17 protein-coding genes are annotated in these 14963 nt (G+C 41.4%); 16 read left to right on the forward strand and 1 reads right to left on the reverse strand.

From position 1 onward, the window contains the following. Window positions 1–152 precede the first annotated feature (152 nt). From lptF to hemH, 3 genes are read left to right on the forward strand one after another with little or no spacing between them, the layout of a single operon-like run. Window positions 153–1271, forward strand: coding sequence for an LPS export ABC transporter permease LptF (gene lptF, locus ACMAZF_RS02035; RefSeq protein WP_435275832.1), 1119 nt, complete (start codon window positions 153–155; stop codon window positions 1269–1271). Then, on the forward strand, window positions 1271–2335 hold the full coding sequence (gene lptG, locus ACMAZF_RS02040) for an LPS export ABC transporter permease LptG (protein ID WP_435275833.1): 1065 nt from the start codon (window positions 1271–1273) through the stop codon (window positions 2333–2335). Before lptF ends, lptG begins: the two co-directional genes overlap by 1 nt. Window positions 2336–2353: 18 nt before the next feature. After that, window positions 2354–3433: a ferrochelatase gene (gene hemH, locus ACMAZF_RS02045; protein ID WP_435275834.1), complete on the forward strand. Its 1080-nt coding sequence runs from the start codon at window positions 2354–2356 to the stop codon at window positions 3431–3433. Window positions 3434–3606: 173 nt separating this feature from the next. On the opposite strand, the gene ACMAZF_RS02050 is transcribed toward hemH, so the two are convergent. Further along, on the reverse strand, window positions 3607–4512 hold the full coding sequence (locus ACMAZF_RS02050; protein ID WP_435275835.1) for a TIGR01777 family oxidoreductase: 906 nt from the start codon (window positions 4510–4512) through the stop codon (window positions 3607–3609). 121 nt (window positions 4513–4633) lie between these two features. Here ACMAZF_RS02050 and ACMAZF_RS02055 point away from each other — a divergent pair, with 121 nt between their 5' ends. The 13 genes from ACMAZF_RS02055 to ACMAZF_RS02115 all read left to right on the forward strand — a co-directional run bounded on the left by ACMAZF_RS02055 (window position 4634) and on the right by ACMAZF_RS02115 (window position 14949). After that, window positions 4634–5206 (forward strand): LON peptidase substrate-binding domain-containing protein, encoded by a 573-nt coding sequence (locus tag ACMAZF_RS02055; protein WP_435275836.1) that lies wholly within the window; start codon window positions 4634–4636, stop codon window positions 5204–5206. A gap of 63 nt (window positions 5207–5269) precedes the next feature. Next, a complete protein-coding gene (locus tag ACMAZF_RS02060; RefSeq protein ID WP_435275837.1) occupies window positions 5270–5893 on the forward strand; it encodes a sigma-70 family RNA polymerase sigma factor in 624 nt (207 codons plus the stop codon). Next, window positions 5890–6567 carry a ChrR family anti-sigma-E factor gene (locus tag ACMAZF_RS02065; RefSeq protein WP_435275838.1) on the forward strand — a complete coding sequence of 226 codons (678 nt, stop codon included), beginning with the start codon at window positions 5890–5892 and terminating at the stop codon, window positions 6565–6567. The genes ACMAZF_RS02060 and ACMAZF_RS02065 overlap by 4 nt, the downstream gene beginning before the upstream one ends. Window positions 6568–6583: 16 nt before the next feature. Beyond that, a complete protein-coding gene (locus tag ACMAZF_RS02070; protein ID WP_435275839.1) occupies window positions 6584–7528 on the forward strand; it encodes a YbgA family protein in 945 nt (314 codons plus the stop codon). Window positions 7529–7531: 3 nt separating this feature from the next. After that, complete coding sequence (gene phrB / locus ACMAZF_RS02075) at window positions 7532–8920, forward strand: deoxyribodipyrimidine photo-lyase (RefSeq protein ID WP_435275840.1); 1389 nt, start codon at window positions 7532–7534, stop codon at window positions 8918–8920. Window positions 8921–8938: 18 nt separating this feature from the next. After that, the gene (locus ACMAZF_RS02080) at window positions 8939–9376 is read left to right on the forward strand and encodes a nuclear transport factor 2 family protein (protein ID WP_435275841.1); all 438 of its coding nucleotides are present in this window, start codon (window positions 8939–8941) and stop codon (window positions 9374–9376) included. Then, a complete protein-coding gene (locus tag ACMAZF_RS02085; protein WP_435275842.1) occupies window positions 9373–10107 on the forward strand; it encodes an SDR family NAD(P)-dependent oxidoreductase in 735 nt (244 codons plus the stop codon). Before ACMAZF_RS02080 ends, ACMAZF_RS02085 begins: the two co-directional genes overlap by 4 nt. Continuing rightward, window positions 10104–11363: an NAD(P)/FAD-dependent oxidoreductase gene (locus ACMAZF_RS02090; protein WP_435275843.1), complete on the forward strand. Its 1260-nt coding sequence runs from the start codon at window positions 10104–10106 to the stop codon at window positions 11361–11363. The genes ACMAZF_RS02085 and ACMAZF_RS02090 overlap by 4 nt, the downstream gene beginning before the upstream one ends. Then, window positions 11360–12106 carry a DUF1365 domain-containing protein gene (locus ACMAZF_RS02095; RefSeq protein ID WP_435275844.1) on the forward strand — a complete coding sequence of 249 codons (747 nt, stop codon included), beginning with the start codon at window positions 11360–11362 and terminating at the stop codon, window positions 12104–12106. The genes ACMAZF_RS02090 and ACMAZF_RS02095 overlap by 4 nt, the downstream gene beginning before the upstream one ends. Window position 12107: 1 nt before the next feature. Then, complete coding sequence (locus tag ACMAZF_RS02100) at window positions 12108–13376, forward strand: class I SAM-dependent methyltransferase (protein WP_435275845.1); 1269 nt, start codon at window positions 12108–12110, stop codon at window positions 13374–13376. Beyond that, the gene (locus tag ACMAZF_RS02105) at window positions 13354–13860 is read left to right on the forward strand and encodes a DUF2878 domain-containing protein (RefSeq protein ID WP_435275846.1); all 507 of its coding nucleotides are present in this window, start codon (window positions 13354–13356) and stop codon (window positions 13858–13860) included. The genes ACMAZF_RS02100 and ACMAZF_RS02105 overlap by 23 nt, the downstream gene beginning before the upstream one ends. Continuing rightward, window positions 13853–14416 carry a chalcone isomerase family protein gene (locus ACMAZF_RS02110; protein ID WP_435275847.1) on the forward strand — a complete coding sequence of 188 codons (564 nt, stop codon included), beginning with the start codon at window positions 13853–13855 and terminating at the stop codon, window positions 14414–14416. Before ACMAZF_RS02105 ends, ACMAZF_RS02110 begins: the two co-directional genes overlap by 8 nt. Continuing rightward, window positions 14413–14949, forward strand: coding sequence for a DUF3833 domain-containing protein (locus tag ACMAZF_RS02115; protein ID WP_435275848.1), 537 nt, complete (start codon window positions 14413–14415; stop codon window positions 14947–14949). The genes ACMAZF_RS02110 and ACMAZF_RS02115 overlap by 4 nt, the downstream gene beginning before the upstream one ends. The last annotated feature ends 14 nt before the right edge of the window (window positions 14950–14963 follow it).

Genomic DNA, 14963 nt, shown 5'->3' on the forward strand with positions numbered 1-14963 from the left:
GGTCTATCATTGGCCTATTGGGTTAGCGTAAAATAAAAATATATTACGTTAATTGAATTAATAAAGCATAAATTAACCAGCGAAAATGAATAGTCTACCGAAATAATAGGCTGTTGACAGTAAAATTGTAAGTTTAGTGACGGAAACCACATTTGATTATTTTTAGTTATTTGATTCGAGAAGCATTAAAGTCACAAATGGCCGTGTTGTTTGTGTTGATGTCCATTTTTATAAGTAATAAATTCGTTCGTACATTGGCTGATGCTGTTGATGGCGACTTACCTGGCGAACTCGTTGCTACTTTACTGATGTTAAATCTTCCAAAGCTTGCGGGACTCATCCTGCCGTTGAGTTTATTCTTGGGCATACTGATGGCGCACTCACGGATGTATGCTGATAGTGAAATGACTGTGATGCATGCGACCGGTATCAGTGAATGGTATGTCACGCGTGTCACCTTAGTGCTAGCTTTTATTATGATGTGTGTTGCAGGGCTCAATAGTATTTGGCTTGGGCCGTGGGCGCAAGAAAAAGAATATCAGGTACTTGAAGAGTCGCAGGCGCAAGCAGGCATTTCTTCCATTGCCCCTGGCCGTTTTCAGTACTCCTCGAATAAAAAAGCGGTGATATACGTAGAAAAAATTGAAGATGGTAAGCTCAATCATGTCTTTGTTGCGCAAATGCCAGGTGAAGAGGATTTAGTTCAAGAATCTAGTGTTGTGATTGCAACACAGGGTAACGTTATCGAAGAAACCTCAGGCTCAGAGCAATTAAAATTGAATAATGGTAATCGCTATCAAGGCATCGCGGGCGAAGCGCAAGGGACTCAAATAGAGTTCTCTGAATATCAAATGCAGATCAAAGAGCAAGAAGTCGAACAACGTCGCCGTAAATTAAGCGCCATTCCTCTATTACAACTCATTGAGAATGGTGATGTTGATTCGATGGCTGAAGTGCACTGGCGTATTGCTATTCCGTTAACCATTCCCCTGTTAACCCTTATTGCTGTGCCATTAGCACGCGTGAATCCACGTCAAGGAAAGTTCGCCAAATTGTTCCCTGCAATCATGCTGTTCTTGGGCTATTACGTGATGTTAATGGCTGGACGCAGTGCGCTCGAAGATGAAGTTATTCCAATGAAATTTGGGTTATGGTGGATTCATATTTCAGCCTTTGTTTTAGGACTGGCGTTACTGATGAAAGAACGCGAAGTGGGTGTATTTCTGCGCATGCATTTGTCTCGAAGTAAAAACAAAGGGGCACATGCATAATGAATATTTTAGACAGATACATTGCTAAAAATATTGCCACGACAATGGCATTTTGTCTGCTGATCTTGGTAGGACTCAGTTCAATGTTGAAATTTGTAGAGCAATTGAAGTCGGTAGGACAAGGTACTTATTCAATGTTTGATGCGGCTATATACGTGTTGTATCTAGTGCCGCGAGACGTTGAAATATTTTTTCCGATGGCCGCACTTCTCGGCGCGTTAATTGGTCTTGGAATGATGGCCAGTAACAGTGAATTAGTTGTTATTCAAGCCGCTGGTATTTCTAAGCTTCAGGTTATTATCTCTGTAATGAAAACCGCAATTCCACTGATGGTTTTGGTGATGGCTCTCGGTGAATACGGCGCTCCATGGGCTGAACGCGAGGCGGTAAATAAGCGTACTCAAGAGATATCTGGTGGTAGTTTAATTAAAAGTGAGCAGGGATTATGGGCTAAAGATGGCCAGAATTTTGTTCATGTTAGTAAGGTTATTGAAACCGGTTTGTTAAATAAAGTGTCAATCTATCAGTTTGATGAAGACAGAAAATTACAAAGAATTACTAAGGCCGCCGTTGCTACTTTTAAGAAAGACCAGTGGCTGCTTGAGCAAGTTAATCAAACTGAATATAACGAAACATCGACATCGATAACTAATACTCCACAATTGCCATGGACGTCTAGCTTAACGCCTGACAAACTTGGTGTTGTAACAGTAAAACCTGAATCATTGTCGATTCAAGGATTAACGGATTACCTTGATTATTTAGAAGCGAACAAACAAGAAACGTCGGTTTACGATTTAGCATTATGGCGCAAGATTATGCAGCCCCTGACTGTTGCTGTGATGATGCTACTAGCACTTTCATTCGTTTTTGGGCCATTGCGAAGTGTGAGCATGGGCGCCCGACTTGTGATGGGGGTTATCACAGGTTTTGCTTTCCATTTAAGTAATGCAGCCTTTGGGCCTATTAGTCTGGTTTATCAAGTGCCTGCCATATTTGGCGCTGTAATACCTAGTATTCTATTTTTAACCATCGCCGTTTATTTCTTAAATAAACGCGCATAGTGGTCGTTTGAGCATCTTATGAAATACATTAATAACACTGATTTTACGCATTCTAAAAAAGCCAAAGTTGGCGTGTTGCTAACCAACCTTGGAACACCAGATGCACCAACGCCCAGTGCATTGCGTCGCTACCTAAAAGAGTTCTTATCAGATCCTCGTGTTGTTGAGGCGCCGCGCCTTATTTGGTGGTTGGTACTTAATCTTGTCATTTTAACCATTCGTCCTCGTCGCTCTGCGGCGGCTTATAAAACGGTATGGACAGATGAAGGTTCGCCATTACTTATTCACACCAAAGCACAGGCAGAGAAAGTACGTGCCCAGTTAACTGATAAATATGGTGATGATGTCGTGGTTGAATTTGCCATGCGCTACGGCAATCCGTCAGTTGATTCTGTGATTGAAAGCATGCTTAAACAAGGTGTCACTAAGCTTGTCGTATTACCGTTATATCCACAATATAGTGCGACAACAACGGCATCGACATTTGATGCGATTGCTCAATCACTCACCAAACGCCGCGCTATTCCTGAGCTACGTTTTATTAAAAACTACCACGACTTTCAGCCATATATCGATGCATTAGCCGATAAAATTGACAAGCATTGGCAACAACACGGCCGTGCTGACAAACTGATTTTCTCTTACCACGGTATTCCAAAGCGCTATCTAACTAATGGCGACCCATATCACTGTGAGTGTTATAAAACGTCACGTTTGGTGGCTGAAAAGCTAGGGCTAAGTGAAGATGAATACATGACTACGTTCCAGTCTCGTTTTGGGCGTGAAGAGTGGTTAAAACCTTATACGGACCACACACTTCAAGCACTGCCTGCTCAAGGTGTAAAATCACTGCAAGTAGTATGTCCTGGTTTCTCATCGGATTGTTTGGAAACCATTGAAGAGATTGGTGAAGAGAACCGAGATTATTTCTTAGAGGCTGGTGGCGAACGGTTTGAATATATCGAAGCCCTTAATAGTGACGAATCACATATCAATGCATTGACTCAGCTTATTGAAGGCAATCTTACTGGATGGACGCTTGATAACGACGTCGAAAGTCGCTGTCACCGCGCTAAAAAATTTGGCGCTGAAAGCTAGTTTCGAGATATTATACCAATTGCATTAAATATTTGCCCACTTGTACTTGTTAAAATTAACTAAAATGGCGTTGCTCTCAATCCTAATAGCCAGCTATTAGTCAATCGAGCGCCTTGTTTTAGCTGATTTTCTCTACGCACAACAAGATCACTTACTTAATGCAATTAATGGTATTAGTGATTGGCTTTTGAGTAAATATTTTCGAGTGCGCTGTTTATCTCTGGATAAGTAAACTTAAAGCCGTGACTTAGTAATTTTTGAGGCAATACTCGTTGTCCATAGATGACTAAATCAGCTTGTTCTCCCATCAACAGTGTCATTAGCTTGGTGGGGAGTTTAAACCAACAAGGGCGATGTAGTGATTTTGCCAGCACATGGGAAAACTGCTGATTAGTGACGGCTCCTGGGGCTGTTGCATGTACGACGCCACTTAAGTCGCTATCTAGCAATTCAATAATAAGCCGAGTCATGTCATCGATATGGATCCAAGACATATATTGTTGACCATCACCGATAATTGCGCCGGCACCTAATTTAAAAGGCAGTGCCATTTTAGGTAACGCGCCACCACTGGCACTTAATACAATGCCTGTTCTGAGTACACAAACACGCATATCGTGCTTCAAATTTTCAAAGGCTAGTCGTTCCCATTCTTGGCAAACCTCATGAGTAAATTCATTATTAAACTTATTGTAACTCTCATCGATTTGTTGACTATTTTGTCGACCATAGTAGCCAATGGCACTGCCTGAAATCATCACACTTGGCGGACGATGAGCACTATTGATAAGTTGATTTAAATCGCGTGTCATTTGCCAGCGACTATGACAAATTTTGTCTTTTTGTTGCTGACTCCAACGTTTGTCGCCAATTGACTCGCCAGCAAGGTTAATAACAGCATCAATCGTGTCGATATCAACGTCTTGGAGGCTGTTTACACATTCGACAGAGCTTGATTGAAATAGTGACTGCGCACGTCTAATATCTCTTGTTAACAAGATAACATGATGACTAGGCGTTAACTTGTTAATTAGTGCTCGGCCGATTAAGCCACTACCACCAGTGATCAGAATATTCATTGTGCCTCCTGCCTATGCGCTTTGTTACTTATACGTCCGTGTATTAAATTTAGATCAAAAGGATCTAAAACATCTGTCGCTGCGTATTGCTTAATCATCGTTAACAACAATGGTTGAAATCATGTCAACACAAACCGCGTTAATACCTATATTTCCATTGCCAGTTTGTATCATGGTCGGAGGAATTACCGAGCTGAGAATATTCGAAGCTAGATATGTTCGTTTGGTTAGTGAAGCAAGCAGTGGTCATGGGTTTGTGATTAGTCATTATGAGTCAAATATGCCGTATACCAGCAGCGAATACGGCACGCTTGTTGATATTATTGACTTCAAAACACTCGATAATGGACTGTTGTGTATTACGGTTAAAGGCAGGGCAATGGTGTCTCTTTCACTGATCACCCAAGATGATGATGGCTTGCACCGAGCGCAAGTTGCTGAAATAGATCATTGGTCACAACACATAGAAAAAATTTATGACGAAGCTCTGGCTCAGCCATTACAAAACTTAATCAATCATCATGACGAATTGAAGCGCAACTTCTCTCAAGGTGACTATAAAAACTTAGCCTGGGTTTGTGCGCGCTATGTTGAGTTATTACCTCTTTCAAGTAGCAAGAAACAGCAATTAATGTTTTCACAAAATCTTCAACAGTGTCAGCAGTTTATTAAAACGTTAATGAAAGGAGAATAAAAGTGATCTTTTTTGAATCACAGTGCGTATCAAGGGTTAATATTCAAATGAATTGGGTTTAACATGATAAATTCGTCACATACAGTGCAGAGATTAGATAATCATGGGAATGCCAATACAATGACGGATGCGCAAAGTGCACAGCAACTGCAACAATGGTTAATTTCAGTTGCTAATGAACGTGATAAACGAGCTTTCGCTCAGCTTTTTTCATGGTTTGCGCCGAAAATCCTTCGTTACGGCGTATCCCATCTAAATTCGTCTGCGAATGCACAAGAGCTACTGCAAGACACCATGACTAATGTCTGGAAAAAAGCCCATTACTTTAACGCCGACAAAGGCGCAGTAACGACTTGGGTCTATACCATTATGAGAAATGCCAGCTTTGATATGCTGCGCAAAATGCAAACCCAGCGTGAAGAGATGTTATCAGATGATATTTGGCCTTTAGTCGAAGCGCAAACAGCGGAAGAAGGCGAATACACTGATCATTTAATGCAAAAAGAAATTAAACGTTACCTTTCTTTGTTACCTGATGCTCAGCAACAAGTAATTAAAGGCGTTTATTTTCAACACTTATCTCAAGAAGAGTTAGCTAAACAGTTGGGGATCCCCGTCGGCACCGTTAAGTCTCGACTACGTATCGCACTGTGTAAACTCAAACAAAAAATGGGAGGAAAACTATGATTACCCACCACCCAAGCGATGAGCTGTTAACTGCTTTTACACAAGGTGAACTAACTGCATCACTTTCAATAGCCGTTGCGGCGCATAATGAATTGTGCCCAGTATGCCAAGAGAAAGTTGAAAAACTTAACGCTCAACAAGCTCAAATGCTGTTTGATAGTGTTAATGAAACAGTAGATGAAGCTGGCAATGACTTACACAAAGCTGAATTGAACTGGGTGTCGATGATTGATGAAATCACTGATGATGACAGCCAATCAATGCTGGTGTCAATAGAGACTAAGTCGGTAAAACTTAGCTACGACAATGTACAGCTACCTCGCGCGTTATCTAACGTGTCATTGAAAAAGTGGAGTAAGTTAGGGGATGTTAGCCGTGCTCGCCTTGAGCTTCAAGAAGAGCCAATTCGCAGTAGTTTGCTTGATATATCTCCTGGCGGCGTTGTGCCATTGCACACTCATAAAGGATTCGAACTGACGCTATTACTTGATGGATCTTTTGAAGACGATATGGGGAGTTATCACGCTGGTGATTTCATTTGGTTAGACAAATCCCACTCCCATAGCCCAAGAACCACTGACGGCTGTTTATGTTATGCCGTGTTAGACGATGCTATGGAATTTAAAGAAGGCTTTAGCAAACTATTTAACCCTATTGGCAGTTACCTTTATTAATCGTAAGGAGTAGATCATGAATAAACCAATTATTGGCATTAGCGCCTGTGTCATGGGCGAGAAAGTACGATTTGATACTGGACACAAACGTTCAAATTTTGTGATGGATGAGCTAGCAGAACATGTCGATTATCAACCTGTATGTCCAGAAATGGCCATTGGTATGGGCTTACCTCGTAGGCCTATTCGTCAGGTTATCGATGGCGAATCTATTAAAGTGTGTCAAGCCGATGGCAGTGGTGATGTGACTGAAAAGTTAGCGCAATTTAGCGAAAACAAATCGGCACAACTTTCACACCTGAGTGGTTTTATTTTTTGCCAAAAGAGCCCAAGTTGCGGTATGGAACGAGTTAAAGTTTATTATGAGCACGGCAAAGGTAATCAGCCAACCGGCATTGGTGTGTTTGCGAAAGCGGTTATGGAGAACAACCCGTTAATTCCGTGTGAAGAAAATGGTCGCCTCAATGACGCTAAACTACGCGAAAACTTTATGATCCGTGTCTTTGTTTATCAAGCATGGCAGCAGCTTATTGATGAGGGTTTAACTAAGCACAAATTAATTGAATTCCACAGTCAACATAAGTACTTAGTAATGAGCCATCATTTAACGAGTTATAAATTATTAGGTCGCCTGTTGGGGCAAAGTGAACAGCCACTCGATGAGTTAGCGCATGAATATATTAGTGGCCTTATGATGGCTTTAAGCAATTTAGCGACGCGAAAATCACACACCAATACCTTATTTCATTTGCAGGGGTATTTTAAAACGCTGTTAGACAAAGCGCAGAAACAAGAATTAGTGGATAAGATAGAAGCATATCGTCAAGGGCTTGCGCCGCTATTGGTACCTCTCACATTAATTAGTCATTATCTAATGCTCTATAAAGATCAACAATATCTGGCATCACAAGTTTACTTAGATCCTTATCCAGATAACTTGAGATTGAGATACGGATACTAATTAATGATGAACTTAATGTGGTTTCGCAGCGACTTACGTGTTGTTGATAACTTGGCGCTGCGTGACGCTATGGCTGCAGGGCCTTGCAAAGCATTATTTTTGTCGACTAAACATCAATGGCAGCAACATGATGTTAGCGCTATAAAAATTGCTTTTATTCAGCAACATCTAGAGGCGTTAAGTCAGGAGCTTGCGATACTTGGTGTTGAATTAGAAGTCGTTGAAGTGGGAGATTTTTCGGGTCAAATTGAGTTCATCACCCGCTATAGCAAAAAGCATCAAATAGTTCGAATATTTGCTAATCGTGAGCCAGAATATAACGAAGTATCCCGTGACAATAAGCTCGCCAGCTCTAATTTATCATTGGCGTTATATGAATCTGATGTTGTAGTGCCAAAAGGCAAAGTGCACACAGCTGACGGTGAAATGTATAAGGTGTTTACGCCATTTAAAATGGCGTGGATAAAACAAGCTAGAGAGCAATCATACGCACCTTACAGCCCACCAGTGGCAGTCGCCAAACCAATCGAGCATAGTTATCAAGCGCCAAGTATTAGTGACCAATTAACTAAGCGATTACATTGTTGGCCATCGGCGTGGCAAATGCGTAATCAAGGTCTTATCGGATTTTTTAAGCAGAAGCATCCCAAGTACCATGCACAAAGAGATTTTCCTGCGATTAACGGTACCAGTCGTTTGTCACCTTACCTTGCTATTGGCGCAATCAGTGTCAAGGAAGTGATTAATCAGTTGTTGTATCACGAACCAATGATTTTTGATGATGTAAAAAGCGAGAAGTTTTCATGGCTTAATGAACTGGTATGGCGTGACTTTTATCGTCATCTTCAGTTTCATTTTCCATCTTTAGCGAAGGGCAAGAGTTTCAGAGCTAAATATGATGACTTAATGTGGCGTAATAATACGGTAGATTTTGCTGCGTGGTGTGATGGCAAAACCGGTTATCCCATTGTTGACGCTGCAATGAGTCAATTAGTCGAAACGGGGTGGATGCATAACAGGTTGCGAATGATTGTCGCCAGTTTCTTGACTAAGCATTTACTCATTGATTGGCGTTGGGGTGAACGTTTTTTTATGCAGCACCTCATCGATGGTGATTTATCAGCCAATAATGGTGGCTGGCAATGGGCAGCTGGCACAGGTTGCGATGCCCAGCCCTATTTTCGAATCTTTAATCCGATTACGCAAAGCGAAAAGTTTGATCCTTCAGGCGACTTTATCCGTACATATGTACCAGAGCTTAAAGAGGTGCCCGCCAAAAAGATTCATTTTCCCCATGATTACTTGGCAGGGCACCCAGAGCAAAACAGCTATTGGCCAGCCATTGTAGAGCACAAGCAAGCAAGAGAGCGCGCGTTAGCTTTTTATAAATAACAAGCGTAGGAGAACGCAGTGAATAACGTAACACCGGATTGGTTACCTAAATTCATCGATGTTTATCAACAGCTAGGCGTAGATAACGTCGACAATATTGCTGATATATATCATTCAAACGTGATATTTGAAGATCCACTCCATCGCGTTGAAGGCTTGTCGTCGTTATTGGATTATTTTCATGGGCTGTACACCAATCTTTCAAGTTGCAGCTTCGTGATAAATAACTACTTCGCAGGTGATGGGCAGGCGAGTATTTATTGGCGTATGACGTTTACCCATTCCAAACTTAATGGCGGTAAGCCAGTTGCAGTTGAAGGGCATAGTCACTTAAAGGGAGCAGATGGTAAGGTTATTTATCACCGGGATTATCTAGATGTTGGCGCCATGTTGTATGAACACATTCCTGTACTTGGCCACGCTGTAAAGTTTATTAAAAAGCGAGCTAGCCAATGAAGCGCATTTTAATCACAGGGGCATCATCGGGTATTGGAAAGTCCTTAGCGCAGCTATATGCACAACAAGGCTGGCAAGTGATTGCTGGTGGTCGCAATCAACAGGCGTTAAATAAACTCGTTGCGCAGTTTGAAAATATGACACCGTTAGTGGCTGACTTATGTGATGAGTCAGCCGTTATCAGTGCGGCAGAACAGCTGCCACCGCTAGACTTACTCGTGTTAAACGCTGGTAGTTGCGAGTATATAGATCAACCTCTGACATTTGATTCAGCCCTGTTTCAGCGAGTTATTAATACCAATTTAATGACGGTTGCTTATTGTCTTAATCATTGGCTAGGTAAGGTTAAACAGGGGGGCCAGTTAGCGTTTACAAGTTCGAGCGCGTCACTTTTACCCCTACCTAGAGCACAGGCTTATGGTGCATCCAAAGCTGCATTAAGTTATATGGCCAAAACCCTGAGCATTGATTTGGCGCCACATAATATTGATGTCAGTTTGATTAATCCCGGTTTTGTGCAAACGCCCCTGACACAAAAAAATGATTTCCCCATGCCTGGCAGCGTTAGCAGCGAGCAAGCGGCCCACGCTATTTTTAACGGTTTGACTAAGCGACGTCACACCATTAATTTTCCGTCGGTTTTTACATCGATAATGTCTACGTTGGCACTTTTACCTTTTAGTTGGTGGCGTCTTTTTGCCATACGTTATTTAGTTAGGAAAACATCATGAAAAATATTGCGGTTATTGGCAGTGGCGTTGCCGGCCTAACAACAGCTCACTTACTAAGTCGTGAGCACACTGTCAGTGTGTTTGAGAAAAACGACTATATTGGCGGCCACACTGCAACTAAAGATATTAGTCACGATGGTAAAGAGTATGTTATCGATACGGGGTTTATTGTTTGTAATGACAAAACATATCCTAATTTTCTTGCGTTATTAGCGCAGCTTAATGTTGAGTTACAACCGACAGAAATGAGCTTTAGTGTGCTCAATCAGCGCACTGGTATGGAATATAATGGTCACAGTCTAAATAGCTTATTTGCGCAGCGCCGCAATATTTTTCGTCCGAAGTTTTGGCATTTGATTGGCGCCATTTTGCGGTTCAACAAGCAATGTAAGCAGCTTCATGCTCAAGGGGATATCGATACTGCAATGACACTTGGTGATTTTCTAACTGAGCACCAGTTTTCTGACTTTTTCGCCCAACATTATATTCTACCGATGGGGGCTGCTATTTGGTCCACTAGTCTTAAAGAAATGAAAGACTTCGAATTAAAGTTCTTTATTCAATTTTTCTATAACCATGGTTTACTCAATGTTGCTGATAGACCTCAGTGGTATGTTATTAAAGGTGGCTCACGCGCTTATATTCCCGCGCTTATCGCGCCATTTAAAGAGCGAGTACACCTAAACTGTGAATTAAAAACCGTACAGCGCAATAATGATGGCGTGTGCTTAATATTCGCAGATGACAGTGAGCAACGTTTTGATGAAGTGGTATTTGCTTGTCATTCAGATCAAGCGCTGCAACTGCTGCAAACACCAACCGCGGATGAAACTAGCGTGTTAGGTGATATTCCATATAGCCGCAATGAAGTGGTATTGCATCACGATCAGAGCCTACTGCCTAAAAGGCGTTTAGCGTGGGCTAGCTGGAATTATTTACTTGCCCAGTCAGACACCTCATCGCAGCCTGCGACAGTAACTTACAATATGAATATTTTACAAGGTATTGAAAGTGATACCACTTTTTGTGTCACGTTAAATCAAACGCAGCTTATCGATCCCAATAAGATCATCAAGCAATACGTTTATCATCATCCAGTATTCAACAGCAAAAGCATGGCGGCGCAGCGAAAGCGCACGCGTATTTGCGGCCACAATAACACGCATTTTGTCGGTGCTTATTGGTATAACGGCTTTCATGAAGATGGCGTAAGAAGTGCTGTTGATGTCGCTAAACGATTTGGCATTTCACTATGATCAAACAAGAAAGCGGCATATACACAGGCAATGTGCGTCATCGACGATTTAGCCCTGTTGCGCGCGCTTTCAGTTACTCGTTTTCCATGTTTGGTCTTAACCCTGATGCACTTGACGAACTAACGAACAAACATGCGATGTTTGGTACGCGTTGGTTCAACCCGGTACGTTTTTGTGAAAAAGATTACATAAAAAGTGAACCAGGAAATTTAAAGCAACGTATTGCATCTAAGGTGGCCAAGTTAGGTGGCCAGTGGCAAGGTAATCAGATCATGATGCTGGTGCAGTGTCGTAGTTTAGGGTTGTATTTTAGTCCCGTGAATTTTTATTTTTGCTTTAACGACGACGGCAGCTGTCCGTTAATGTTGGCTGAAGTAAGTAATACACCATGGAAAGAACGTCACTATTATTTAGTGGATGTTGAGCAGCCTAAAATTACGCAAAAACAATTTCATGTATCGCCCTTTATGCCGCTTGATATGCACTACAAATGGCGAGTTAAACCGCCTGAAAACAAGTTGTTTGTTCACCTAGAAAATTTAGAAAAATCGCCGCAAGCTACTAAGGTTTTTGACGCAACAATGGCATTAACCAAGCAGCCGATGAGTACATTGGCGATGATAAAAACATGGTTTAGTTTGCCATTTACCGCGATTAAAGTCGTGACATTAATTTACTGGCAAGCACTAAAAATATTGATACAGGGTGTGCCGTTCATTCCACACCCTAAACAACGAGGTTGATATGCAACAAACGCAAATAGTCGCCAATGAACCACAGATCAAATTAAATTGGATTAACGGTAAGTATCGACAAGGTATTTTCGAGCTACTCGGTAAGTTAACTGATGCGCAACTAATCATTGTTGAAAGTAGCGAGCGTTTTAAACTGGGTAACTCATCTAGCGAACTTAGCGCCGAGTTACATATCAATGATTTAAGTGTATATAGTGATTTTGTCAGTGGTGGTAGTCTAGCCGCCGCGCAAGCATATATCGATAATAAATGGGATACGCCAGATCTTACTAAGCTCATTCGAGTATTTGCACGTAGTCAGCAGTTAGTGGATGAATTAGAAAGTAAAAGCAGCTTGTGGGAAAAGTGTCAAAAGAAACTGGTTAGCCTTGGCAACAGAAATACCCAAGCTGGCTCTAAGCGAAATATTCTAGCGCACTATGATTTAGGCAATGATTTATACAGCCGATTTCTGGATGAAAAAATGATGTATTCATGTGCTTATTATAGCGATGAAAAAACATCACTATCTCAAGCCCAAAGTGCAAAACTGGCACTCATTTGCGACAAACTTGACTTAAAAGAGGGTGATCATCTCGTTGAAATAGGCACTGGGTGGGGCGGTTTAGCGATATTTGCAGCGCTTAACTACGGCTGCAAGGTTACCACGACGACTATTTCAGATGCACAGTACAATTACGCGAAAGAACAAATTGAACTACGTGGGTTATCAGAGCAGATTACACTACTCAAACGAGATTATCGCGAGCTTGAGGGTAACTATGACAAACTCGTCTCTATTGAGATGATTGAGGCTGTGGGGCACGAGTTTATGGCACAGTTTTTTTCAAAATGTTCAAGCTTGTTAAAACCTGATGGGAAAATGCTTATACAGGCAATTACTATTGCTGATCAGCGTTATGATACCTACAGAAAATCAGTCGATTTTATCAATAAATACATATTCCCTGGTGGCTGCTTACCCTCAATGGCAGTGATGAGTCAGCACATTGCAAATTCTACCGACATGATGATTGATAACGTTGAAGATATTGGATTACATTACGCACGAACGTTATTCGACTGGCGTAAAAACTTTGATGAAAACTGGCAAGAAATCAACGATTTTGGTTACGACGATACCTTCAAGCGCTTATGGCATTACTACCTATGTTATTGTGAAGGTGCTTTTATCGAGCGTGTGATTAGCACTCATCATATCGTTGCTCGCAAACCGCAATACAAAGACAGTCACGATGCGGTTATTTTGGATTATTAATGCGGTGCTTTTCCAATTGTGCTGGTGGAGTGCGGCATTATTCACTGAGTACGCAGTATGGATAATGAGTGCCATATTAGCTATTCATTTGATGCTGTCGCCGCGAAAACTAGATGACCTGAAGGTATTGCCCATAGCAGTGGTTGGTATTTGCTGCGATCAGCTATTAATTGCAGTTGATGTCATCAATGTTAACCAATCATTTATTCCTGCGTGGCTTGTTTTGTTGTGGGTGATTTTGGCGTGGAGTTTTAATCACAGTTTAGTGTGGTTAACGTTGCTTAAGCCGTGGCAAGTTAGTATCACTGGCGGGATACTAGGCTGTGTTAGCTATCTCGCTGCAATTAACCTTGGCGCTATATCAACATCACTCTCACTCACTAGTTTCATAATTATAGATGCCATTTTATGGAGTTTTTTACTGCCACTATTCGAACTAATACGGCGTAAATTTGTGCCTCAAAAGGAGGATCAATATGCTTAGGCTATTCATTATTTTTAGCTTATTGTGTTGTTTTAATGTTCATGCTGACAACAACGAGAAATCTGATGGTACGCAAACCAATTCCGCAGACATTATCAGTGAACTACAACAACTAACGGCTTTGGGACAAGGCACCATGAAGGTGATGTTTTGGAAAGTATACAAAGCCCAGTTTTTTACAGGTAACAAAGGTTATCAGCCTGCTCAATTTCCTCAAGCACTGAAAATTACTTACCTAAGAGATATTGACGGCGAAGACTTAGTAAGTGCCACAGACGAGCAATGGCAGCATTTAAACATTGATAAAAAACGCCGTGATAAGTGGATTGCCTTACTTAACCCTATTTTTCCGAATGTTACCGACCAAGACACCATTATTTTATATGTTGATAATAAACAGCACTCTCGGTTCTATTTAAAAGAACAAGGAAGCACACCACAATTGATTGGTAGCATAGATGACAGCGCTTTTGGTCCAGCGTTTTTATCAATTTGGTTATCAAAGGATACCTCTCGGCCTAAATTTCGCCGTAAACTGTTAGGAGCATCATCATGAAATTGTTATTTAACCTGATACTAGGCGCTGTAGCTTGGACACTTGTTGGCTGCTCTAATCCATCATTATCTGACTATCAACAAACGACACCGATGCTTGAGTTAGAAACATTTTTTAATGGCGAATTAGTTGCCTATGGCATGGTGTTAGATCGCAGCGGCAAATTGACTCGTCGTTTTAATGTTGATTTATCGGCAAGCTGGCAAGGAAATCAGGGCGTCATTGATGAGAAATTCTATTTCGATGACGGCGAGCAAACAACTCGCATTTGGCGACTAACAAAAACAGCAGCAAATAAATATCAAGGACAAGCAGATGATGTTATTGGTTTAGCTAGTGGTGAAACGTCCGGCTCAGCGTTGTACTGGCAATATGATATGACCATCAATGTCGATGGTACTGATTATCAGGTAACGCTTGATGACTGGATGTATCAGGTTGATGAAAATCGATTGTTTAATAAAACTGATATTCTAAAGTTTGGTTTTAAAGTTGGCGAGATAGTGTTGTTTATTGAGAAAAAAGGCGGCTGAAGAGCCGCCTTTAA

It is taken from the genome of Psychrobium sp. nBUS_13 (assembly GCF_051201665.1).
In the GTDB taxonomy this organism is placed as follows: Bacteria; Pseudomonadota; Gammaproteobacteria; order Enterobacterales; family Psychrobiaceae; genus Psychrobium.